General features: G+C 41.5%; 16 protein-coding genes. 4 read left to right on the forward strand and 12 right to left on the reverse strand.

All coding sequences use genetic code 11. The features are described from left to right. Nucleotides 1–106 precede the first annotated feature (106 nt). The 3 genes from MKX62_RS02555 to MKX62_RS02565 form a co-directional block, all read right to left on the reverse strand. On the reverse strand, nucleotides 107–1,213 hold the full coding sequence (locus MKX62_RS02555) for an amidohydrolase (RefSeq protein WP_340740598.1): 1,107 nt from the start codon (nucleotides 1,211–1,213) through the stop codon (nucleotides 107–109). 654 nt (nucleotides 1,214–1,867) lie between these two features. Continuing rightward, nucleotides 1,868–3,142 carry a murein biosynthesis integral membrane protein MurJ gene (gene murJ, locus MKX62_RS02560; RefSeq protein ID WP_340742534.1) on the reverse strand — a complete coding sequence of 425 codons (1,275 nt, stop codon included), beginning with the start codon at nucleotides 3,140–3,142 and terminating at the stop codon, nucleotides 1,868–1,870. Nucleotide 3,143: 1 nt separating this feature from the next. Further along, complete coding sequence (locus MKX62_RS02565) at nucleotides 3,144–4,256, reverse strand: glycosyltransferase (RefSeq protein ID WP_340740599.1); 1,113 nt, start codon at nucleotides 4,254–4,256, stop codon at nucleotides 3,144–3,146. Nucleotides 4,257–4,575: 319 nt separating this feature from the next. Between MKX62_RS02565 and MKX62_RS02570 the strand changes: the two genes are divergently transcribed. From MKX62_RS02570 to MKX62_RS02580, 3 genes are all read left to right on the forward strand, one after another. Next, nucleotides 4,576–5,484, forward strand: a complete 909-nt coding sequence (locus MKX62_RS02570) for a C40 family peptidase (protein WP_067214046.1) — start codon at nucleotides 4,576–4,578, stop codon at nucleotides 5,482–5,484. Between the two features lie 144 nt (nucleotides 5,485–5,628). Then, nucleotides 5,629–7,314, forward strand: coding sequence for an N-acetylmuramoyl-L-alanine amidase (locus tag MKX62_RS02575; RefSeq protein ID WP_067212187.1), 1,686 nt, complete (start codon nucleotides 5,629–5,631; stop codon nucleotides 7,312–7,314). A gap of 178 nt (nucleotides 7,315–7,492) precedes the next feature. Further along, entirely contained in the window at nucleotides 7,493–9,667 is a 2,175-nt protein-coding gene (locus tag MKX62_RS02580; protein WP_340740600.1) for a 5'-nucleotidase C-terminal domain-containing protein, read from the forward strand. Nucleotides 9,668–9,812: 145 nt separating this feature from the next. On the opposite strand, the gene MKX62_RS02585 is transcribed toward MKX62_RS02580, so the two are convergent. The 8 genes from MKX62_RS02585 to MKX62_RS02620 all read right to left on the reverse strand — a co-directional run bounded on the left by MKX62_RS02585 (nucleotide 9,813) and on the right by MKX62_RS02620 (nucleotide 20,912). Continuing rightward, nucleotides 9,813–10,907 (reverse strand): CapA family protein, encoded by a 1,095-nt coding sequence (locus MKX62_RS02585; protein ID WP_340740601.1) that lies wholly within the window; start codon nucleotides 10,905–10,907, stop codon nucleotides 9,813–9,815. Between the two features lie 687 nt (nucleotides 10,908–11,594). Beyond that, a complete protein-coding gene (locus tag MKX62_RS02590; RefSeq protein ID WP_340740602.1) occupies nucleotides 11,595–11,756 on the reverse strand; it encodes a hypothetical protein in 162 nt (53 codons plus the stop codon). 159 nt (nucleotides 11,757–11,915) lie between these two features. Continuing rightward, the gene (locus MKX62_RS02595) at nucleotides 11,916–13,604 is read right to left on the reverse strand and encodes a methyl-accepting chemotaxis protein (protein WP_340740603.1); all 1,689 of its coding nucleotides are present in this window, start codon (nucleotides 13,602–13,604) and stop codon (nucleotides 11,916–11,918) included. 482 nt (nucleotides 13,605–14,086) lie between these two features. Continuing rightward, complete coding sequence (locus tag MKX62_RS02600) at nucleotides 14,087–16,456, reverse strand: bifunctional 2',3'-cyclic-nucleotide 2'-phosphodiesterase/3'-nucleotidase (protein WP_340740604.1); 2,370 nt, start codon at nucleotides 16,454–16,456, stop codon at nucleotides 14,087–14,089. Nucleotides 16,457–16,653: 197 nt separating this feature from the next. Then, on the reverse strand, nucleotides 16,654–18,030 hold the full coding sequence (locus tag MKX62_RS02605; RefSeq protein ID WP_445683516.1) for an ABC transporter substrate-binding protein: 1,377 nt from the start codon (nucleotides 18,028–18,030) through the stop codon (nucleotides 16,654–16,656). 34 nt (nucleotides 18,031–18,064) lie between these two features. Further along, on the reverse strand, nucleotides 18,065–18,883 hold the full coding sequence (locus MKX62_RS02610) for a carbohydrate ABC transporter permease (protein ID WP_338655419.1): 819 nt from the start codon (nucleotides 18,881–18,883) through the stop codon (nucleotides 18,065–18,067). Beyond that, complete coding sequence (locus MKX62_RS02615) at nucleotides 18,880–19,782, reverse strand: carbohydrate ABC transporter permease (protein WP_067212202.1); 903 nt, start codon at nucleotides 19,780–19,782, stop codon at nucleotides 18,880–18,882. The genes MKX62_RS02610 and MKX62_RS02615 overlap by 4 nt, the downstream gene beginning before the upstream one ends. Beyond that, nucleotides 19,779–20,912, reverse strand: a complete 1,134-nt coding sequence (locus MKX62_RS02620; RefSeq protein WP_340740605.1) for an ABC transporter ATP-binding protein — start codon at nucleotides 20,910–20,912, stop codon at nucleotides 19,779–19,781. The genes MKX62_RS02615 and MKX62_RS02620 overlap by 4 nt, the downstream gene beginning before the upstream one ends. A gap of 511 nt (nucleotides 20,913–21,423) precedes the next feature. Between MKX62_RS02620 and MKX62_RS02625 the strand changes: the two genes are divergently transcribed. Beyond that, nucleotides 21,424–22,302, forward strand: coding sequence for a glycerophosphodiester phosphodiesterase family protein (locus MKX62_RS02625; protein WP_187045646.1), 879 nt, complete (start codon nucleotides 21,424–21,426; stop codon nucleotides 22,300–22,302). Between the two features lie 724 nt (nucleotides 22,303–23,026). Here MKX62_RS02625 and MKX62_RS02630 read toward each other — a convergent pair. Then, on the reverse strand, nucleotides 23,027–24,526 hold the full coding sequence (locus MKX62_RS02630; RefSeq protein ID WP_340740606.1) for a class I adenylate-forming enzyme family protein: 1,500 nt from the start codon (nucleotides 24,524–24,526) through the stop codon (nucleotides 23,027–23,029). Nucleotides 24,527–24,610: the final 84 nt, after the last annotated feature.

The raw sequence follows: 24,610 nt of genomic DNA on the forward strand, positions 1-24,610 counted from the left end.
CTCTATGTTGCAACTATTCATAGTTCCTGATTTTATAGTTTCCTAAGCTATAAAAAAAAGCCTTTTGATATCACGACAATTCGCGATACCAAAAGGCTTTGTTCAATTAATCTGCCAAATACGATGCTTTTTTTAACGTTTCCGCCAATACACGCGCTCCAATATCAAGCGCTTCTTTGTTGAACGTCATATCTGGATGATGAAGCCCCGGACTAAGATCTGCTCCGATGCCAATCATTGCGGCTTTTAAGTTCGGATTATGAATCGTATAGAAATGGAAATCATCACTGCCCGATGTAATAATGTCAGATGCATATCCCTCTTCCCCAACTGTTGCCAAGATAGCTTCACGTGCAACAGTTGTAGCTTCTTCAGACACTTCTGCAGCCGGTGTATAGTCACTCCATGCCAATTCAATTTCCACGCCGTGCATCTGTCCAATTGCTTGGATTCCCCGGGAAATACGTTCCTTCAGCTCTCCCAACACCACATTCGATTGTGCTCTAGCATCGATTGCAAACGTTGCAGTTCCCGGAATGATATTAAGACTATCTCCGCCTGCCTGCACTTTTGTCAGTTTTGCTGAGTACGCTTCGTAAGGTGAAAAATGGATTGTTTTCACAAACTGGGCAATCGCAAATAACGGATCGAGTGCATTGTTTCCTTGCTGAGGACGTGCACCATGCGCATCGTCGCCAATGATTTTGCCTTCAAGGAATACCGCCGCCCCGTGATGAATTGCCGGTGTCACTTTTCCATATGGAATTTCTTCCTGTGGACGCAAATGCACACCAAACAAATATGAAACGTCGTCGACCGCTCCTCGCTCAATCATCGAGTTTGCACCATTGCCCTTTTCTTCTGCTGGTTGGAAAATAAATCGGATTCGGCTGCCCAGTTCCTCCTGTTGCAAATAACTAAGCGCACCTAACACCATGGATATATTCGCATCATGCCCACAAGAATGATTCGCCTTATAGACACCCCCGACTTCCTGCCACAATGCATCAATGTCGGCGCGTACCGCGATAATCCTATCGCCTTCACCGATTTCCGCGACAACACCCGTTACATCGTCAAATGTATGATGTTTTACATTCATTTCAGTTAATATTTCTGCTAGCTTTGCAGTCGTCTCTACTTCTTTCCAACTCACTTCTGGATAGGCATGAAAATGTTCAAACCATTTTCCAATTTGCTCTTTGATTACCAATTAAAACACTCCAATCATTCTATGTTTCACCGTTATATTATTAAATACTTCACATCTTTCAGAATAACCTATTTTCTATAAAATATAAAGGGGTGTTGGAGATAGTTATGCTCGGTTAGCATGCCGTTATGATTGGCTCAGCGCTGTATATGCTCGGTTAGCACGCCGTTATGATTGGGGCAGCTCCATATATGATCGGTTAGCGGAATATATGATCGGGGTAGCAACATATATGCTCGGTCGGCGGAATATACGATCGGGGCAGCAACATATATGCTCGGTCGGCGGAATTTATGATCGGGGCAGCAACATATATGCTCGGTCAGCGGAATATACGATCGGGGCAGCGCCATATATGCTCGGTCGGCGGAATATACGATCGGGGCAGCAACATATATGCTCGGTCAGCGGAATATATGATCGGGATAGCAACATATATGCTCGGTCGGCGGAATATATGATCGAGTCAGCGCCATATATGCTCGGTTAGCGGAATATACGATCGGGGCAGCGCCATATATGCTCGGTCGGCGAAATATATGATCGGTCGGCACGCCGTTATGATCGTTTCAGCCCATATATGATTGCTCTCTCTAAAAACCAATTAAAAAAGTTGCCCCAACTATTCCGGGGCAACTCCATCACACTATTAAATTACAATTTCCATTTCACTCTCGCATAAATAGCGAGCATTACGAAGTTCGCCGCGGCACTAATGACCGTACCGTATGCAATTGCTGAAGCACCGTGCGAGTCAATCATCAAATAAATAACTCCGAGATTAATCGCAAAGACACTTATCAAACTGAATATGACAGGCACCATCGAATTGGCTTTTGCGTAATAGAATCGAGTAATATACGTGTTTGCAGCAAGGAAAAACATCGACAGTGTAAATACACGGAAAAGCGATACCGTTAGCAGTATATCCTTCTCCGTCATTTCTCCATATCCGAAGACAAGACGGACAAGTGGATCTGCAAAAAAGTAAGCTATCATAGTTGCCGGCACAAGCAAAGCAACTAAATAAAGCATCCCTTTTTTATAGAGGGCACGGATTGTATCCATATCCCCTTCACCCTCTTTTTTACTGAGGAGAGGATAGATTACGGTTGTTACGGCAGTCATCATTATCGCTTGCGGAAAGCCAGTTAATTTCGAGGCATAGTTGACCGCCGCAATTGTCCCGTCACCAAACTCGCCAGCTACAATTCTGTGAATAACAGCATAAAATTGTAGTGATGCACCACCGAACAAAATTGGCAATGCAATCACCCATAAACGTTTCGTATCAACAGACATGGCAAATGAAGGCTTCAAAGAATAGAGTTTTGATTTTCGAAGTCCTACATATAAGAACACACCCATTAATAACGCACCAACCAGTGCACCAATCCCATACGATTCAGGACCAAAATAACTTGTTAGAACAACAGCGATTCCGACAAAAGACGCATTATATAGAAGGACTGCTAAACTGGACAAGTTAAATTTACCGTTGACGTTCATTACTCCACTCATCCATGTCGATAACACCAGAATAATAGAAGACGGCATCATCCAAAGGTAAAGAGTTCGCGTCAGCGCAAATTTTTCAGCAGACATATCTTTGAAAAACAAATGCAAGATAGAATCTGTAAAGATCATCAATATGGCCGTAATCGCAACTGCTGCTACAAGAACCGTCGTAAATGATTTTCGCACGAACAATGCTTTATCCGTCCTTGTAGAATGGTAGACAGATATGAACGCTGTCGTCAACGCACCTCCAACCACTAGGTAAATGAAATTCGGGATAGTATAGGCTGTAATAATCGCATCCGCAGTTGCCGAAGCACCGTATTGATTACTAATCGCCATTTCCCTTGCAAACCCAAACAGCCTCGCAACAATGTTAATAATCGCAACTCCGCCGATAATTTTCATCATTTTACTCACTATGATCAACCTGACCTTTCTCGGCTGAACGATAAATCGACAATAAGTCCTCTAAAATCGTCTCATATGAATGTTGTGAAATTTTTGCCTGCACTACTGTTTCATCAATGACATTGGAATTCTCATCGAGCGCACTCCATAAACCTTTCGCCAATGAATCCGGATTTTTCGGTTCAACCAAAATACCTGCCCGGTCTTTCAACAAATAAGAAAGCCCTCCAACGTCCGTTGCGACAACTTTCGTTCCAGCCGACATTGCTTCGAGCGCAACCAATCCGAACCCTTCATGATAGGAAGGAAGTACAAGCGCATCAGCCGCCGACATCCATAGTGCCAAATCCGCTTGACCAAGAGGTTCTTTGAAATGAATGTCTTCAACATCCTTTTCTCGGATGAACGACCGTAACTCCTCAACAAATTGACCGTCTTTCTGCGAACCAATTACGTACAACGAACTATCAGGAAACGACATTTTCAGTGAATCAAACGCTTCGACAAGTTCAAGAAGACCTTTTGCTTGAATCACATTTCCGACAAAGATCAATATTTTCTCTTCTATAGGAAGAGTAAGTTTTTCCCTCGCCTCTACTTTAGCTACATAGTTAAAAATGGATGTATCGACACCCATACTCATGACATGAACATTCGCTTCCGGAACATCGAAGTTATTTATCACATCTTCCCGAAGTTTGTCGCCAACAACGATGACCGATTCCGCTTGTCGTAAAATGTTTTTTGTCATATCGGCAATGCGCTGACTCCTCGCAGCCATTTTATCGATATCTCCACCATGAACAGTCACAACGTAAGGAATACCAAACATCTTTTTCCCAATCAATGAAATAATTCCTGTTGGAAATGCATAATGCGCATGTGTTAAGGATAATTTCTTACGATTTTTCATCATGTATAAAACAGAACGGAAAAACCATGTCATGTATTTTTTCAATGCCTGTATTTTCCCTTTTCCAGGATTCTGAATAGCAACCACATCGACATCAAGACCAGCAGACTGAAGAAGGCCAACCTGATTTTTCACAAAAATACCGTATGTTGGATGTTGCATTGACGGATACATATTGCTGAATACGACTATTTTTCTCATTTCATTTCTCAACCCCATCTTTCAATAACCTAACGAGCTAGACCTTTATTTAGATTCAATAATTATAGCATATCATCTTACATTCGACCTCTTGACAGCCAATACCGCAATCCAACACTATTTACTAACCACAACAAAAACACCATTTGATAGAATAGAATCCCGTCAAATGGTGTTTTAAGACTACTTATGAGTATAATACTAGCCTTGTAACGCTATTGTAATGTAACTGTAACCGAATTAAAGGTTTAGCTATGCTAAGATGTTGAAAGATAAAGCACACGCTATTATATGTGCGAAAGGGGAAATTGAGAAAAGAATGAAACGTTTTTTATTATTAATTTTTGCAAGCATACTATTTTCAACGTCCATCCCGTCCATGGCTTCAGCAGATTCTGCAACTAATCTCGTAAACACAGCTCGATCATATATAGGTACACCTTATTCATATGGAGGGACAACCACCTCCGGTTTCGACTGCTCAGGATATACGCAATATGTATTTAAACAACAAGGAATTTCCATTCCTAGAACGGCTAGCCAACAGTATGCTATGGGAACATCTGTTGCAAAAAGCGAGTTGAAAACAGGCGACATTGTATTCTTCAATACAAGCGGCAGTGGAGTTTCACATAATGGAATTTACATTGGGTCCGGTCAATTCATCCATTCGTCTACAAGCAAGGGTGTCATGATTTCTTCCATAAACGACCCTGCCTACTGGGGTAGCCGTTATATCGGCGCTAAACGAGTGAATGATTTCACACCAGGTTCTCTCGTCGCATCGGCTGACGTACCAACAGCAGTTAAAAAAGCAGTTACATACGCTTCTCGTGCTGAAATTGCACAAACACTTGTCGATGAACTCGGCTTGAAAAAAACGAGCACTAAATCTTCTTTTTCTGACGTAGCTACAAATCACCCACAACTTGATGCTATCATTGCAGTATCAGATGCAGGTATCTTCTCAGGAAATGACGGCAAATTTGATCCTAGTGGTGAAATGACACGTGCACAACTTGCTAAAGTACTTGTAGAAGCATTTGATCTTAAAGGATCTACAGTTACTTCCTTCAAAGATGTTCCAAAAGATCATTGGGCAAGTGAATATATTAACATTCTTTATCACAATGAAATTACGACCGGTTATGGTGATGGTAATTACGGTCTAAGCGATAAAGTTACTGCAAGTCAGTTCAAGAAGTTCACTGATCGTCTCACTAATTAATTTCTCATTCACCGGATGTTCCACTTAAAGGAACATTCGGTTTTTTTATATAAAAATTCAATTATAGTTATTTATTAGTATAGCAATAATTGGACATCACTGTTAAAATGAATCTACAACTCTAGTAATACAAGGGAGGACACAATGAAAACAATTAAGTGGGCAGCAGTGGTAATGATGATTTTCACACTCGTTTCCATGGTCCCGGGACAATCTTTCGCTAAAACTCAATTCACGGACGTAACAACTGATAAGGAATACTATGAACAGGTCAATTACATAGCTGATCTTGATATTATTAAAGGATACTTAGAAAATGGGGTTTCAAAATTTAAACCGGGTAATAACTTAACACGTGCCCAGGCCGCTAAAATGCTGGTCATTGCTGCAAAAAAGCAGAACATCCCTGCCCCGTCTTTACAGTTCAAAGACGTTAAGCCTGGTACCGAGCAATATGAGTATATAAGCCGCGCCGTTTCACTTGGCTATTTTAAAGCGGAATCTAACGGAAGCTTCAAACCAAACGAAAACTTAAAGCGTGGCGAGATGGGTAATGCACTCGCGGTTGCTTTCAATCTTTCAGAAAAGATTTCAACTGAAAAACCAATGATGCTTACAGATATGAAGAGTCATCAATACGCTGAACGTATCAATGGACTTTATTATGCTGGAGTAACAAAAGGTGATGCTGGAAAGTTCCTGCCTAACGATTTCTTAACTCGTTCACAGTTCTCTCTATTCCTAGCTCGCGCAATGAATGATAAGTATGCTTTACCCGTTAAACTACCAGATCAAACTTCAAGTACGTATTTTGCAAGAGTGGCAACAAGTGGAGAAACGCTGAACGTACGCTCACTTCCATCAGTGAATGGGAATATCGTTGCACAGCTAAATAATAAAGATATCGTTGAAGTTGTCGGTAAAACAGGAGACTGGTTACTAATCCTTCTGGATGACGGTGAAGGCTATATCAACGGTAAATATACTGTAGAAGCTGGAACGGAAACACCCGATGACAATGTTGTTACACCTGAAAAACCGACAATTCCTGAAGAACCCAGCGTGACTGGCGACCTAATCGGAAAAGTAACGGTGAAAAGCCTAAACATGCGACAAGCTGCTGGCACTAGCTCCCCTGTTATCGCTGCGTTAACACTAGGGCAAAAAGTTGAAGTGCTATCACTCGATGGTAACTGGGCAAAAATTCGTGTGAATTCTAAAACAGGGTTCGTTAGTAAAACATATTTAAAACTACTCAACCAAAAAGGCAATCCACTTGCTAATCGCATCATCATCTTAGACCCGGGTCACGGAGCACATGATCCCGGTGCTTCAAAAAATAAGGTATCAGAAAAAACCATCACGTTAAAAGTTGGTAAACTTGTAGAAGCAAAATTGAAAAAAGCAGGCGCAAAAGTAATTATGACACGTTCAAATGACACGTTCCTTTCACTTGAACAACGCACTGAATTTGCCAAGAAAAATTTTGCCGAAACATTTGTATCGATTCACGTAAATTCAGCCGCCGCGACATCAGCAAAAGGAACTGAAACGTACTTCGACTCATCTTCGAATGCTAACTCAGTAGAAAGTAAATCTTTAGCAACTTACATTCAAAATAATATTGTTAAAAGAGCAAATATGGTTAACCGCGGTGTGAAAGACAATCGTTTTTATGTCATTAAGAACAACAATATCGCAGCTGTCCTCGTCGAACTTGCTTTCATCTCAAATGCAGATGACTTTAAAAAGCTGACGAGTGATGCCTATCTGGAAATATATGCTGAATCAATCTATCAAGGTCTAGTACAATACTATTCAGCTCAATAATAATATATACCGAAGAGAGTGAAACTACTCTCTTCGGTATTTTTTTGTGAATTTACACAAAATTGTTTTGTCCATTACTGAGCCTAATGGTACAATTGGATTACAGACTATTTCGTCATTAGTTCATATATTTATATGATGATAAAATAGTATAAAAAAAGGAAAAGAGGGTTGTACTTTGTCTATTAAATACTCTAAAAGTGCTACAGCAGCTATGCTTCTATTAAGCTCAATTGCTATTACGCCTGTCATGGCTGCCGAAACACCCGTTGCTGCAACTGGGGACTTCTCGATGACGGTTCTCCACACGAATGACACGCACGCAAACCTTGCTACGACTGCGGAACGTGCAGCACTCGTCAAAAAAATTCGTGAAGAAAAGCCTTACAATGTCCTGCTTGATGCAGGCGATGTTTTTTCTGGAACACTTTACTTCAACGAATTTGAAGGACAAGCTGACCTCGCTGTTATGAATTATCTTGGGTACGATGCCATGACATTCGGCAACCACGAGTTCGACCTTGGCTCCTCTGCAGAAGGGCACAAAGCGCTAGTAGATTTCATCAAAGGTGCGAAATTCCCATTCATTAGTGCGAATACTGATTTCTCGGCAGACCCGCTTTTCGATGGTCTTCAATCTAAAACAGTCGAAGCAAAAGCCGAAGACGGTAAAATCTATAACGGAATTATTAAAGAAGTGAATGGTGAGAAAGTCGGTATTTTCGGACTAACGACTGAAGAAACAAAAGACATTTCGAGCCCTGAAAAAGTGATATTTACGAACTATATTGTGGAAGCGAAAGAAGCGGTTGCTGCATTTGAAAAAGCCGGTGTGAACAAAATTATCGCACTTACTCATATAGGATATAATGACTCTGACAATGTCGACAACGATCTTCTTCTTGCTAAAAACGTGCCAGGTATCGACATTATCGTCGGGGGGCACACGCATGTTAAACTTGACGAACCTTTCGTAGTTAATAAGGATACTGAACCTGTGCTTATCGTTCAAGCGAATGAGTACAATAAATTCTTAGGTCAACTTGACATCACATTCGATGATAAAGGTGTCATTAAAGATTATAGCGGTGTCCTTCATGCTGTCGGCGGTGAAAATGCCGCAGTTGACGCAGGCGCAGCAGAACTTATTAAACCTTTTTCTGATAAAGTAAAAGAGACTATGGAAAAACCAACTGGTGCCACGGCCGGCGTATTCCTTAGTGGTCTCCGTGATCTAGGCGGTGTTCGTGCAGGTGAAACCAATCTAGGAAATATCATCACGGACGGTATGCTCGCTAAGGCGAAAGAAATCGATCCTTCGACTGTTATCGCATTCCAAAATGGCGGTGGTATCCGGACTTCAATTCCACAAGGTCCGATTACATACGGTCAGGCAATTTCTGTACTGCCATTTGGTAATACACTTGCATTGATGGAACTAAGCGGTACAGAATTGAAATCTGTTTTTGAAAGATCTGTCGAGAAGTACCCAGAGGAGGATGGTGGCTTCCTTCACGTTTCTGGAATGAAACTGATTTTCAATCCCGCAGCTGAAATCGGCAATCGAGTCATCTCAATGGCAATCGATGGCAAGGAAATAGAAGCTGACAAAACATATAAAATCACAACTAACGTCTTCACTGCTCAAGGTGGCGACAACTATGAAGTTCTAAAAAAAGCATATGCAGATGGACGTGCCAGTGAGCCAGGCTTCTCCGACTGGGAAAATTTCGCAGATCATATGAAATCCATCGGCACAATCAACTCTGGAATAGAAGGCCGTATCCTAGCAAAAGTCCCTTATAGTGACGTTGCCTACGATAGCTGGGCTTATCCTTACGTATCAGATCTTTATTACCGCGGAATTTTGAAAGGTACAGATGCGACATATGGTCCAGAAAAAGAAATGACACGTGCACAAGCTGCTTCTTGGATTGTCCGCGCACTTGACCTGAAAGCTGATGGTTCGGCACCATTTAACGACATCGAAAACTATGCTGCTGATACAAAAGCGGAAATTGTTGCAGCATACGAAAATGGATTGATTAAAGGCGTTAACGGCAAGTTCATGCCTAGTGAAAAAGTGACGCGTGCACAATTCGCGTTGATGCTAGAACGCGCGTATGAAAATTACACAGGTGAAAAATACACAGCAGCTGCAAAAGCACCATATGCAGATTTCGGTAACTATGGCTCGGAAGCAGTGAACGCTATCTCTATGCTTCACGAACTCGGAATCACTACTGGGTCTGACGGTAAATTTATGCCTGGTCAATCTACATCACGGGAACATGCAGCGAAAATTGTCTCGAACTTCATTTACAATGTAAAACAAGCGAAGAAGGCTGAATAAAAAAAGCGACATTCAGCCTCGGAGGGGTTAGCGCCTGAAGTCTAGGTACTGCTCGAGGTTCAAAAAATTATACTGTCTTTTAATTATTGGCCTAAAAGCGTTCTTGTACACTTCTCATAGTGTGCAAGAACGCTTTTTCTTTTCATTAAAATGATGGAAGACCTACTTGTGATTCGACCCATCCCTCGTTATACATTCCATCCAATTCCGCATCTTTTAATGGAACAACAATGTACTTTCTGTTGCTATCTCTTATCACGGCAGTAGGGAAAAATTCAGCCTCCCCTATTCCTATGTATTGCTTCCCTGCGAACTTCGTATGATCCACAGAAACTCTTGCGATACCACCTACATTCGTCGAGTCAAACTGCTGCGCTGAATAAAAATTACCCAGTGAATAAAACACTTTCGTTTTCTCTACCTCATCGTATTTTTGCAACACATGTGGATGATGGCCGAAAATTATATCCGCACCAGCATCAGCAATGAGCCCCGCAAACTCCTCTTGCGCTTCCGATATTGTTAATTGATATTCTGTCCCCCAATGCATGGAAACAACCAACACGTCCACCAGGCTTCTAAGTTGGACAATTTCCTCGCGCATCTGTTGCTGCTCAGTGACGGAGACTAAATATTCTTTCCCTTGCGGAATTGGGTTGCCATTCGTGTTGTGCGTATAGCTTAGAACGCCAATCCGAACGCCATCAACTTCCACAATTCGATCTTTCTCCTTGTCTTCACTAGATGTATATGCGCCAACATAGGGCATGCCATACTCTTTAATATTGCTGATTGCTTTCCGCAGACCTGCTTCTTTCAAGTCAATTGTATGATTATTCGCGATCGATACCATGTCAACGCCGGTCTTTTTCAAATCTCGGATAATATGTTTTGGACTGTTAAAGCTCGGATAACCAGATAGTCCTAGCTCCACACCACCCGGCATTGACTCCTGATTAGCCAGTAAGAAATCGATGCCTGTCAGTCGGTCTTTCACAGCCTCAAATGCAAAATCATAATTTTTGTAAGTATAGAGCGGATTATGCAGAAGAATATCGCCAATCATACCAATGGTTAACGTTTTCATATCAATCTTTATATCTAGCGTGACCGGTATACTGCGTTCTGCAAAATCGGCAGGAACGGTAATCTCAGTGGACTTCTCCCCCATATAATCACGTAGGCTAAACCCACTTAGAATAAACATTGTAATCACTAGCACAACTATTTTCCTTTTCACTAAACTATCCCCTGTCTTGCTAATTTTAGAGTTTCACTACTATATATGTTGAACAAATGAATACGGCGTATACGCTTTATAAGGGATTTTGGGTGGCTACTGAAAAAGCCCTTGTAATTGGAATCAATTAGGATTTCCTCTAATACCGCTTCGACGCTTTGTGGATGCCTCCCGCGATAAGCCAGAAAGGAGACCACTTTCAGTCTTATCGCTCCGGCTACCACGAAGACGCGCCTGCGCTGGATGGTCTATGTGTGAAAGAGCTTTTCATTATCTGTGATGAAATCTGCAAGTTGGAGCACGTCTTTCTTGAATATAAGTAGTATCAAAATGTAATCACCTTATAATCTCAGCATATACATCTCAAAATCACTTTTCTCTCGATAATGAACAACCTAGCGCAGGCGCGGCAAAGGGGTCGCCGAAGCCGTAAGACTGGATGCGAAGCGCTAATCCAGGCTTGCGGCGAGAGGCATCCCCAAAGCGCCAAGCGTTCTACAATCCATACCCCGAATTATAACTCTCTCATTATTGAGCGCCACCGCAGATTCAATAGGATTCTTTAATTCAACATATATATCTAACTCATTATAGACCGGAAGTTAGCGCTGAATAGCGTTTCGTAGAAACTAAAAGACTATGGTAGAGAAAAATGAGACACTTTGGGGCAGTGTCTCATTAATTATATTACTTATCTTTCTTGCCATTTTCTGCAGTATCCTTAAATTGTTCAACTTGCTTTTCTTCACTCGTTTTTGGCTCGAAGTCTGGAAACGGCTTCTCTTCTGGCATTCCCGTAAATCCATTGTTATTTTCTTTTTTCGAATCTTGCTTCTTTTTTTCAGACATTAAAAGCACTCCTTTTTATCGATAGTATTATTAATACCCTAAAAGCTCCTTTTTCAAGCTAAAAAGACTTAGTTTAAGAATACTCAAAACTAATATACAGAAAAAGCGAACAACGAGTCCGGAGACTTGGTGTTCGCTTTGACTAGCTCTTTTTACTATTTATACCCTAAAATGCTTCATTTCCATTTGGAGATCTTCGGCAAGTTTTGCCAGTGCTTGCGCGCTAGATGAAATCTCTTCATTGACCGCCAACTGTTCTTCTGTTGCTGCGCTTGTATCCCCCGCAGACACAGCTGCCTCGCCACTCAGCTGGGCGATTTCACCAGCACCATAGCTCACTTCTTCTGCCATCGCCTGGATTTCTTCAATTGCAGCAGATACTGTCTCGACTTTTGTTGCAACATCGCCGACTGCGTTTTGAATTTCTTCAAAGACCAGACGCGACTGTTCCGTTGCAGCGATACCGATATCTACGCGCTCACTGCCAGCGTTAATGGAAGTGACTGCCCGTTTGGACGCGTTTTGGATCATGCTTACCATTGTGCCGATTTCTGTAGCAGAGGTCTTCGATTGTTCTGCCAGTTTTCGGACTTCCTCTGCTACAACTGCAAAGCCTTTGCCGTATTCTCCTGCACGCGCGGCTTCGATTGCCGCATTGAGTGCAAGCAAATTCGTCTGCTCGGCAATAGAAGTGATGAGAGTCGTAATTTTCTGTATTTCATTTGAATGCTGCGCCATTTCCTCCATGATTACAGAAGATTCCTGGATTGTCGTATGAATTGTTGTCATTTGGACTGATACTTCCCCGACTACACTTGAACCCGTAGTAACAAGTTTCGATACAGTTTCCGTTGATTGCAACATCTCTTCATTATTGCTTGCAATTTCTGCAACCCCTAATGATAGTTCTTCCATGGAAGAACTGGATTGTTCAATAATTCTCTGTTGCTTTTCACTGCCCATTAACTGATTCTCAGCAGTCTTAGCAACCATTTCAGAAGATGCTAAACTTTCTTCTGAGCTTGCGGACAATTCTTCTGACTGAACCGCTAACTGTGTAGCAGAAAGATTGATTTTACGTACCATATTTGCTACATCTGTCCCCATTTTGTTGAATGCAGCCGCCATATCCCCAATTTCATCTTTGTTTTTAACTTTTAGTAAATCAATTGTTAAGTTTCCTGATGCAATTTCATTCAACCCATCCGTTACTACACGAACAGGACGCGCGATACCCCGGCTGATGAATGTAGAAATGACAATACCTAGAAGCGTTGCAAAAATAATAATTCCAATTACAAAGATAATTGTGCCCATCATGAAGCTTTCCAGCTCAGCACGGGTCTTCTTTTGCTCCTGAAATTGATCCGCTTTGATGATTACAGCATTTTCCAGTACAAGAGCGCCCACATTTGCCGAAGCTCGTCCAAGTTCCGTCGCTTTACGATCTTTTCCTTCTTGGACATTCAGTACAATCTCATCTTGCAGGTTTAAATATTTCGTACGTGCCACCTCAAGATCTTCCAGTAAGGCCTTATGTTTTCCTGTCTGAAGTAAGACGGTTAATTCTTGATACAATTCGTTGAAACGGTTAATATTTTCCGTCCGCGATTCCAAATGCTTATCGTCTTTGAAAAGCATAAAACCTCGCACATCATCTTGGATTTGATTGTGTTTCAAGATGAATTCATCTACCAATTCTACTTTTTTTACACGATCATCCAATAAAAAAGTATAATCTGAGCCAATCCGAATTGTTGACCATAAACTCAGGCCCCCCACAATGACAAGTAATGTCAATATCGTTGCAAATCCCAACCATAATTTTTTCGCTACAGTAAATTTCATCATTTCCCCCCACGATCTTTTAGCCTATTCAAATTATATAACTATTGACGGATAATAGCATTACTTATATACTAATTCGGAATAATTAGAATAATATACCTACTATCTTTTCGGATTAATTTAACACCACTTCTTGTTACAGTGAATTATACTTATTTACTAGCTCCTAAACGCAGTTTACTTTGCGAAATACGTTGTCTTCATTCGCAATTATATTGTTTTCCCAGTATCCGTCTCAGCCAACCATTCGCTAATTAACAAAAGCGCGAGCGGCTTTCTAGACCCGAAAAATTCTGGGGGCCTTAAGGTAAAGGAAGACGTTCTAAATTCATGAATTCGCGTGGATACAGGGGTTGCGGGTTGGGGGACCAGATGTAAATCTCGACGTTACAACTTATCACCAGTACGAAATTTGATAATTTCCTAGGCAATAAAAAACGTACAAAGGAATTTTCTCCCTTTGTACGTTTTCATTCAGTACATTATTTCTGTTTCAATGAATACTTCGCGAAACCTTCATCAGTTGGAGACAGATATTCAATACCGCTTCCTTGTGGGATGATTTCTTTCGCTTTTCCAGACGTTTCAAATGTAACATTGATACTTTCATTCAATGGTGCGAATGCCCAGTTGCTGTCTGCAGATGGGTCAATTGTACCTACATCAATCATGTAGTCCATGATTGCCTGGCGATTTTCATAAGCGTAATCGATTGAATCTGTAGCATTGCGTACACCTGGGAAATCTCCGCTTGCACGATAGTTATTCGTCACTACGAGGAATTTTTGTTTTGAATCAATCGGTTTTCCATCATACTGCAAATTGACAACTCGATTAGCTGAGTCATTAATCGTTTTTCCATCGTAATCATATTTAGCAGGTTGAGTGACGTCAAAATCATATGTGACTCCATCGATAACATCGAAGTTATACGTACGGAACTCTTCGTTAATTAAGTTTTGTTGTTCTTTAGATGACGGGTCGATTTGGTTAAATTGACCTGCCGACATTTCAAGCCATTCTTTAACATCTGCGCCTGTCATAACAATTGCGAACACTGTATTGTCGAATACGTAAAGGTCTGCCACGTTTTTAATGGCAATTTCACCTGTTGGAATTTCAGTGTAATAGTTTGCTCCATTACGACCACCTGCTTTAAATGGGGCTCCTGATGATAGGACAGGCAGTTTCTCGTATTCAGTGCCCTTAATCTTATCTTCAACAAACCATTTTTGTGCATTTGTTACAATTTGAATTGAAGGATCGTCTTTCACAAGAGCAAAGTAACTATTGATTGGTGCCGTAGTTTTACCTACTGGACTGCGTACATACTCGATTGTTCCTTCATGTGCTTCTTTTACTGCATCGATTACTTTTTGAACAACTTTATCTGATTTTTTATCAATTTCACGCACTGCACCTTTACCTTTGATAACAGCCCATTGATCGCCTGATTTTTTTAGTTCAAGATCAATGACGCCCAAGTGACTACCAAATTTACCCGGCATCACGACAGGTGTTCCGTTCACTGTTCCCTGTTCCATATCAATATTTTTAAGATCCCCAAAATCTCCAGGGAATACTGCATGGTTATGACCTGTCAAAATTGCATCTACACCATCGAGTTGTGAAATTTGATACGTTACATCATCTTCATCAACAGTATGGATTTCATCTCCCATTCCTGAGTGTGACAAGACCACGATAATATCAGCGCCTTGCCCCTTCATCTCGGGGATGAATTTCTCAACTGTATTCGCTGCATCTTCTACAGTCACTTTACCGTCAAGCAGTGCACGGTCCCAACGAACGATTCCCGGTGCAACAACACCGATAACGCCAACTTTCAACGTATGCGTTTCGCCTATCCCATCGACAACTTCTTTATCGAAAATAGCATAAGGTGTGTAGCGATTATTCTTCGTTTTTGCATCATAGACATTGGCGTTCAATACCGGGAATGGCGCTTCCTCCAATACCGAATCCAAATAATCCAAACCATAGTTGAACTCATGATTGCCTAATGTACTTGCATCATAATTAAGTGACTCGAGGGCAGCCAGTGCCGGATGAAGTTCACCTTTTTCAAGCTTGTCTACGGTTACTTTATAACCACCAAGTGGCGTTCCTTGGATTAAATCTCCGTTATCAAACAGGAGATTGTTTGGCTTTTCTGCACGCGCTTCTTCAATTAAGACCGCTGTTTTCGCAAGTCCTACTTCATTCGATACTTTGTCCTGATAATAATCATAGTTAACAAAGTTCGTATGCAAATCAGATGTTCCTAAAATGCGCAGTGAAACTGAATTCGTTGGCGGTTCCACATTATATGCACGTAACAATCGATCAATAATTTTAGTAACTTGTACTTTTGTTACGAGCTTCTGAGGTTTTGCCGTGCCGTCTTCAAACCCTTGTAACAACCCGAGTCCGACACTTCTTGAAAGCTCCACAAATTCGTTTGTCTTAAATGAACTTTTGTCTTTGAATTTATCAAGCAAATCAGTAGAAAAAACTTCTTCTGACTTGATGGCCCGGGACGCAATCAGAAATGCGTGCTCACGTGTCAGCTTTTGACTCGGCTTGAAAGTTGTTGAAGTAGCTCCTTTGATGATGCCCATTTTCTGTGCGGCTTCCACGTAAGGTGCCAATTGTGCATCTACATCTGTAAATTCGAGCGTCTCGCCGTCACTTAATTCAAATTCAAGTGCTTTAACGATTGCTGTGATATATTCACCCCGGGTCACATCTTGCGTTTTCGTAGCTGCATTCGCTTGAGGTGTAAACAATAACCCACTGAATGTGAGTGCCAAAATAACAATCCACAACCCCGTCTTTTTAAATAAAGACATTCGTCCATCTCCCTTATTTTGTATTCATTTCCGTGCGAATACACGGAATGACAAAGTTGTTCTAGTAAGCTAGCCAACTCACTTTCTAGCATATCACGGAATCCGAAATATCCCGCACTGATTACACTCATTTTTAGAATAATACGAAATAAGCCCCTATTTTATTTTGTTCAAATAGGGGCTTATTATCTATAGTTCTATTTCTTCGTTTTATTGGCAATCTCCATTGCTCGGTTTGTTCCTTCAGCTGCTTTATCAAGTACTTCTTGTGGGTCCTTTCCTTGATAAAGATCTTCCAATGCAGTGACAATCTGCTGGCGTGATTCCGGGAAGACTGAAATGAGCGCTCCTTGTGTCGCGAGGCCCGGCACCGTGTCTTGCAACTGATCTACCGTTACTTTGTACTGCGGGAATTCCGCCCACTTCTCTTTTACGTTCTCTTCATCATAGGCTATTGGGTTAATGGCGAAATAGCCTGTATCCAAATGCCATTGTGCCTGCACTTCTGGCGTTGTTAAGTATTTCATGAACTCCCATGCCGCTTCCTGGTCTTTTTCAGCGATGCCTTTGGACATCCAAAGTGAAGCACCGCCAATAACAACACCGTTTCGCTTCACTTCATCCGCATGCGGAATATAGGCAACACCTACGTCAAATGGCGCATTGGTAATGGCTCCTGCTACTCCTGCTGACGAATCCATGTACATAGCAACTTTTCCGGATGCGAATGCTGCGCGAATATCATCCCAGTTCGTTCCGAAGTTACCGAATGTACCAGCTTTGTTCATAGTATCCAAGAAGCTAAAGACATTAAGTCCTTCTGGCCCGTTAAAGAGCGCTTCCGTTGCGTCACCTGAACGACCATTGTCTTCATCGACATATAATCCGCCTTGCGTTGCAACAAGCTGTTCAAAGAACCAACCATACGTCAACATGGAGAATCCATACATCTCACCCTTTTTCAGTTTTGCTGCCGCATCAATTACTTCTGAAAACGTTTCGGGTGCTTTTTCAGGATCAAGTCCAGCTTCCTTGAACGCATCTTTGTTATAGACCATTACCGGCGTCGATGAGTTGAATGGCATCGAATAGAGCTCACCGTCAACTTTATAGTAATTTAAAATATTCTCTTCAAGCTGAGATAAATCATAATTATCTTTGTCGATGAACTTCTGCATTGGCTCAATATATCCGCTGTCGATCATGTATTTTGTACCGACTTCGAATACTTGCGTAATAGCTGGAGCATCTTTTGTCCCACCGACACCACGTAACTTTGTCAGCGATTCTTCATAGGTACCTTGGAATTCGGCTACCACTTCATACTTATCTTGTGAGTCATTAAAACCTTTGACGATTGAATCGAGTGACTCCTGTCCTGTACCGGACATTGCATGCCAAAATTCAATGGACACTTTTTCATCGCTTTCTTCCGTTTCTGTTCCTTCGCTAGTAGCAGGTTTGGACGTTTCGGTCTCATCATCTTTTGTACTACTATCACTGTTCGTACACGCTGCGAGAACGGCCAAACTCAAAATAAGAAGCCAAACGAACGATAATTTCAACATTTTCATCCTACTGAGCACCCCTTTGTCATAATAGTAATCATTATTTTAAAGCACCTTGAGATAAACCTTTCTGCAATTGCTTCTGCCCGATAAATAACAATAATAATGTCGGAATAATTACTACGATAACACCTGCCATAACCACCCCCCATTCAGTTCCCGTTTCTTGGGATTGTAATTGCTTTAAACCGATTTGAACGGTTCGCACAGATGTATTTGTCGTGATAAGTAACGGCCATAAATACATATTCCAAGTCGTTAAAAAGCCATATGCACCAAGCGTGACAAGACTCGTTTTTGAGACTGGCAAAATCACACGTCGGAAAAAGGCGAATTTACTTAGACCTGCGATTTGAGAAGCTTCGTGCAACTCTTTCGGAATCGTTTTGAAATGTTGTCGCAGTAGGAACGTTCCAAACGCCAGTGCGAAAAAGGGAAGCGTCAACCCTTGATACGTATTGAGCCAATCGAGTTTTTGGATTGTGAATTTATTTGGAATCATGGTTGCTTCCCACGGGATCATCATTGTCGATATGAACAGGAAAAAGATGAAATCGCGCCCTTTGAACCGGATGAAAACGAAGGCATAAGCAGCAAGACTACACACCGCCAGTTGCCCAAGCATCACGCTTACGGAAACGATGAAACTGTTCAATAAGTAATTCAACAATGGCAACCTATCAAACACTTTAATATAGTTATCCAAACTAAATGACTGTGGTAAAAACTTCCCCTGCAATAGTTCGGGTCCTGTCATAAATGAAATCAAAAACGCATACATAACTGGAAAGAATACAAGAAAAGATGTAGTAATTAGCAGGAAATAGATCCAAATCTTTTTAGGAAGGCTTGTTGTCATTGGTAATGAACCCTCCTTTCCCCTAGTTTAAATTGAAGAATAGTCACAATCAGAATAATGATAAACAAAGTGACCGCCTGCGCACTCGCTGTTCCAAACTGGTAATTGATGAATGCTTCACGGTAAATGGAGTAAACAATTAGATTCGTCGATGCCGACGGACCGCCTTGCGTCAAAATATCAATCTGGCCAAACGATTGGAACGCATTAATGAGTGAAATAGTAATGATGAAAAACAAAGTTGGTGACAACATCGGAAGCGTAATCCGACGCAATCTGTAAAAATATCCTGCTCCATCGATCCTGGAACTCTCATAGAGATGTTCATCAATATTTTGTAACCCTCCGAGTAAAATGAGAAACGAAAAGCCGATGTTCATCCAAATCGTCGAAATGGAGACGGATAGAAGTGCCCACTCCGGATCAAGCAGCCACTGTATTTGTGGCAAATTCAGCATGCTCAACATCCGATTGAACATCCCCATACTGGGATTAAACATGAATAACCAAATCACGGATGACGCTGCAACAGAAATTCCCATTGTTGACGAATATACTGTTCGAAAGAATCCTATCCCTTTCAGTTTTTCATTCGCTAACAAGGCAAAAAATAACGCTAAGATGATGCCAATAGGTACTGTGTATAAGACAAACAACCCGGTTGCTTTCATACTATTGAGAAATGCAGTGGACTCTAGTAAATACGTATAGTTTTCAAAACCTACCCATATCGCGGCGTTTCCATTTTGGTCTGTTAAGAAAAAACTTAAGTAAATTGTTCTAAACATCGGATAAAAGACAAACACTGAAAAAAGGACTATCGATGGCAGTAAATAAAGAAGCGCTGTTCTGCCATTCGTCGTCTTTTTCCAGATTCCCGGCTTTTCAAGCGAAGTCATACAAGCACCTCTTTGCCGAATACGAAGTTTCCAAGGTCCGTCGGCTTTTTGATTAAATCACCAGTTCTAGCTTCAAAGAGACAGAATGCGCCGTAGTCAATAAGGATTGGAATTGAATCTCCAATGTCGATATGCCATTGTCCACTCCATTTGGCCATCCATTCATTGGTACCCAATTTAAATGAAAACACGGTTTCATTGCCCAAAATCTCAACGTTCGTTACGACGACATACAGCTTATCCTTTTCTGGCGTATCTTTTAAGGCTGGTCGTAAATGTTCCGGTCGGATGCCCGCAACAAGTTGATACTCAGGGATACCAATAACTTCCTCAGACGGTACGGGCAAACGCAGTATATCTCCAATGACGATTGCTGAAGCTTTTTTATCGACATCGGAATATGCTAAATTCATTGGTGGTGAACCGATGAACGTGGCGACAAATGGATTGGCCGGATTGTTGTAAATATCAATCGGTTTTCCGACTTGTTGGATCTTCCCTTCATGAAGGATCATAATACGGTCCCCCATCGTCATTGCCTCAACTTGGTCATGCGTCACATAAATCATTGTAATACCTAGCTTCCGCTGGATCCGTCTGATTTCCGTACGCATATGAGCCCGCAACTTCGCATCCAAATTAGATAACGGTTCATCCATCAGGCAAATCGGCGATTCACTCACAATTGCCCGGGCAAGCGCAACTCGCTGCCGCTGACCACCTGATAGTTCACGTGGCTTCCTTTTTAAGTAATCGGTAAGCCCCAACATCTTCGCCACTTCAGCCGCCCGTTCTCGCTGTACAGCTTTCTTCACTTTTTTCACATCGAGCCCAAACGTAATATTTTGTTGAACTGTCAAATGTGGATAAAGCGCATAGTTTTGGAATACCATTGAAAGGTCACGCTTATCGGGTGATAAGTGGTTGGCAACCTGATTACCGATTTTAAGCGTGCCACTCGTAATATTCTCAAGACCCGCAATCATCCGGAGCATCGTGCTTTTCCCACAACCGGAAGGACCGACAAGGACAAAAAACTCGCCAGGCTCAATGGTTACGTTTATATTGGAGATAACATCCACTTGTTTATCGTATGACTTTGACAAATTAATAAGCTCCACTTTTTTCACAAGTTCAATCCCTTTCCATTAGAAAACCCAATTAAGAAAAGCGCAAGGCGCCGTCCAGCCCCGACAGGCATAAGACGGTTTGCGAGGAGGCGTACTTCAGCCCCCACAGCAAAACGGCTTATGACCCGAGGGGTTGGCGCCTAGAGCTAGACACTGTTCTAAATCAAAAAACAGATACTTTCTTATCTTTTTAAAAGGCGATAAGTTCAACTCTCTGGTATACCTTTCTATAAAAAGAATCTATTCCCTGCATTTTTATCAGAATCTTTACAAACATTTACATTCGTATTTAGTAATAATTCAACAAATAGAATGTTCTTTCAACACCGCTTTGTCGCTTGGTGATGGCCTCACGCAATAAGCCCGTCAGAAGATCCCTGTCGGTCTTATTGCTACGGCTCACACTTGTCGCTCCTTCGCTAGAGTTGTTCGTTATACGGGTGAGGTACACCACCTAGTTAATTCTAAATATGTAGTCACGAATATATAGATTAAATAAGGAGTGATCGCGATGAAAAGAGTAATGGTGGTGCTTCTATTGCTTTTACTGTCATCTGGTTCTACGAAGCCCACTGTTGAACGTGCGTCTTTACCTGATGATGAATTCCTTGTCATCGCCCATCGCGGTGCATCCGCATATGCACCACCTCACACGTTAGCCGCCTATGAGTTAGCTGTGCAAATGGGTTCAGACTATATCGAACTTGATTTACACATGACAAAGGACGGAAAACTCGTTGCCTTACATGACTCCTATTTAATGTTTCAGGATACTGAACAAGCTGTTGCTGATGTGACATTTAATGAACTTCAACTCTATTTGCCGGGTGAGGAATTTAATGAAACGAACCCTCGGTATGCTTCACCTATTTATAAGCAATTGCGCATTGTTGAATTAGAGGATATCTTTCTCCATTTCGGTGACTCGGTCAATTACTATATTGAAATGAAATCGCCCAATAAGTATCCAGGTATCGAAAAAGAACTCCTAAGGCAACTTCGAGCTAATAATCTTCTCTCAAGTGATGATGGTATACCAAAAGTAGTCATTCAATCATTTAGTGAAAATAGTTTGAAGAACATATTCGACATGGAACCATCTATTCCGCTTATCAAATTATATTCATTCGACAAGGAAGCACATCTTTCAAAAAAGAAAGTACGGCAGCTACTAAAGTATGCATCAGGTGTAGGTTTGAACGTGGATTCAGTGACAAAGAAATTTATAGACGCGATGCATAAAGAAGGATTGGACGTCCATCCTTTCACCGTCAACGACGAAAAAACAATCCGTAAACTTTTAAAACTTGGAGCAGATGGTGTGTTCACAGATAAACCTGATATCGCCGTTCGTGTAAAAAATGAAGAAAGCAGTTTGGATGCCGACTAGGGTCCAAACTGCTTTTCATATTCACATGTGTTGAGTAACCAAAAACAACCAGTAAATAACCGAATGAAACATTAGGCACTTCTTGTACAATTACTTTTAGATTGCTTTGGATTGAACGACCTCTATACGTTTACCGAGGTGTCTTGATGTGTAGGAATGCGACTTCGTCGCATTCCTACACATTTTTTCGGTAATCGTATGGTGCTTATTCATCCGTCGCGCTCCAAATGCATGCATAAGCAAAGTGCTAAAACTTTTCGGGACGAAAGAATAGCGGGGCTTCTTATCTGGATATTAGCCGCCAAAGATACAATTTTGGCAGCTGAAGCCTTCTCCATAGTCTTGTCAATTTTAGGTAAGGAAGAGTCACTTTTTTATAGATCATCGCATGATAAGAAGCATACTATTTGCTAAAAGTTAGTAAGGATCACATTGAACAACGTGCTAGAGTGCCCGAAATTGTATCTTCGGGCACTTAAAGCCTTTATAAAAAGTCATCTATTCTTTTTAAAAAACAGCTGTATTTTTCACTTGAACGTTGTAGGAACGCGACAAGCAACTATTCGTAACAGGATTACTGAAAAGGGTGTGGCCCCTCGGTAAAGGTGTCATGAATAGTTCGCTGAAAGCGGACCGAAAATGAACCAGTGAAAATGGCGTTTTTCAAGCCTTGCTTACCTGCTCTTTATGCAAGAAAGGGGTTAATTAACACATGTGTTTCATATTATATGTTGACTGGGTCTCTAAGTATTGTTTTCAAGACTTTTCCGCTGGCATTCCGCGGGAGTGTGTCGAGAAATTCGATAGCAGATGGTATTTTAAAGGAAGCCAGCTGGCTTTTACAAAAATCGATAACTGCTTGTTCAGTAAGCTTATTCCCTTCTTTTAATACGATGTACGCTTTCGCAACCTCTCCGTATATTTCATGAGGAATACCAACGACTGCTGCCTCGAGTACCTCTGGAATGGCATATAACACTTCTTCCACTTCTACCGGATATACGTTTTCTCCCCCGCGGATGATCATATCCTTTTTACGATCCACAATATAAAGCAGTCCGTCTTCATCAAAACGACCGAGATCACCACTGTACATCCAGCCATCTTTTATCGTTCGTGCAGTTTCTTCTTCATTTTTCAAATAGCCTTTCATCACTTGAGGGCCTTTCACAGCGATCTCACCCACCTGACCCGTCGGAAGCGGTTTACCAAACTCATCCATTACCTGTACTTCAGTTTGTGGCAATGGTTCGCCTACAGAACCGATTTTTGACAATGCATGTTGATCTTTCAACGTCGTCGCACCCGGTGAATTTTCCGTCTGCCCATACAAGTTTTGTACGTTGACGTCTGGGAACAACGCTTTCACTTTTTTCACAAGTTCATAAGGCATCGGCGCTGCTCCATAACAGAACAGTCGTAAATTGGATAGATCCGCCTTTTCCAGCGACGGCGTATTCAGAAGAATACTGTACATGGCCGGCACACCGAAGAATATCGTCGCGCGTTGTTGCTCCATCGTACGAATTGTTGCTTCTGGAGAAAACGCTTCCTCAATGATGACCATTCCACCTTGGTAAATGACGGGTATGCTAAATACATGACTTGCCGCACAATGGAAAAGCGGAGCCACAATATGCATGCGATCATCCTGATCCATTTCCATCGATTCACTCCATATTTCAGCGATTGCAGCAACATTTCTGTTGGTTAGCATAACGCCTTTTGGCCGACCGGTTGTTCCAGATGTGTAAAAGACAACCGCTGTATCAGCATCTAATGCTTCCCGTCGTTCGACATGACGGTGTTCGCCGTCGATAATCGCTTCGAATTCATGATTGATCACCATTTTATGTTGTAACGCGGGTAATTTCCCTTCAAGTAAATCAAACACAGTTGCCAGTCGTTCATCATAAATGAGCCCTTTCGCTTCTGAATGTGCTAAAATGTAGTTCATTTCCGGTGCAGTTAACTTTGTATTGATGGGTAGCGCTGTAAATCCGCCTATTTGGCATGCATAGTAGCCTATTAAAAAGGAATCTGAATTCATCAGACAGAATGCTAAAATGTCATCTTTCACATAACCTAAATCTTGAAAATGCCCTGCTAGATTCTCAGCTTTACGATAGAATTCCCCGTATGAAAGTTCTTTTCCATTAAACGATGTAATAACTCTTTCTGGATATGCCTCGGAAATAATCTTCAGTTTCTCTGCAATAAACATCGCCAAGCCCCCTTTAATGTCCCTCATTAATTATTAGATAATTATAAATAGTAAAACACCTTAATGCAAGATAATTGGTAGTAA

Source organism: Sporosarcina sp. FSL K6-5500, assembly GCF_038005665.1.
GTDB classification, from domain to species: domain Bacteria; phylum Bacillota; class Bacilli; order Bacillales_A; family Planococcaceae; genus Sporosarcina; species Sporosarcina psychrophila.

What these genes read in the sequence shown, in the direction of transcription:
- MKX62_RS02575 (WP_067212187.1), top strand. Translation starts at nt 5,629, where the DNA reads ATGAAAACAATTAAGTGGGCAGCAGTGGTAATGATGATTTTCACACTC.
- murJ (WP_340742534.1), bottom strand. Translation starts at nt 3,142, where the DNA reads ATGATGAAAATTATCGGCGGAGTTGCGATTATTAACATTGTTGCGAGG.
- MKX62_RS02630 (WP_340740606.1), bottom strand. Translation starts at nt 24,526, where the DNA reads ATGTTTATTGCAGAGAAACTGAAGATTATTTCCGAGGCATATCCAGAA.
- MKX62_RS02570 (WP_067214046.1), top strand. Translation starts at nt 4,576, where the DNA reads ATGAAACGTTTTTTATTATTAATTTTTGCAAGCATACTATTTTCAACG.
- MKX62_RS02590 (WP_340740602.1), bottom strand. Translation starts at nt 11,756, where the DNA reads ATGTCTGAAAAAAAGAAGCAAGATTCGAAAAAAGAAAATAACAATGGA.
- MKX62_RS02565 (WP_340740599.1), bottom strand. Translation starts at nt 4,256, where the DNA reads ATGAGAAAAATAGTCGTATTCAGCAATATGTATCCGTCAATGCAACAT.
- MKX62_RS02615 (WP_067212202.1), bottom strand. Translation starts at nt 19,782, where the DNA reads ATGACTTCGCTTGAAAAGCCGGGAATCTGGAAAAAGACGACGAATGGC.
- MKX62_RS02600 (WP_340740604.1), bottom strand. Translation starts at nt 16,456, where the DNA reads ATGTCTTTATTTAAAAAGACGGGGTTGTGGATTGTTATTTTGGCACTC.
- MKX62_RS02610 (WP_338655419.1), bottom strand. Translation starts at nt 18,883, where the DNA reads ATGACAACAAGCCTTCCTAAAAAGATTTGGATCTATTTCCTGCTAATT.
- MKX62_RS02595 (WP_340740603.1), bottom strand. Translation starts at nt 13,604, where the DNA reads ATGAAATTTACTGTAGCGAAAAAATTATGGTTGGGATTTGCAACGATA.
- MKX62_RS02625 (WP_187045646.1), top strand. Translation starts at nt 21,424, where the DNA reads ATGAAAAGAGTAATGGTGGTGCTTCTATTGCTTTTACTGTCATCTGGT.
- MKX62_RS02605 (WP_445683516.1), bottom strand. Translation starts at nt 18,030, where the DNA reads ATGAAAATGTTGAAATTATCGTTCGTTTGGCTTCTTATTTTGAGTTTG.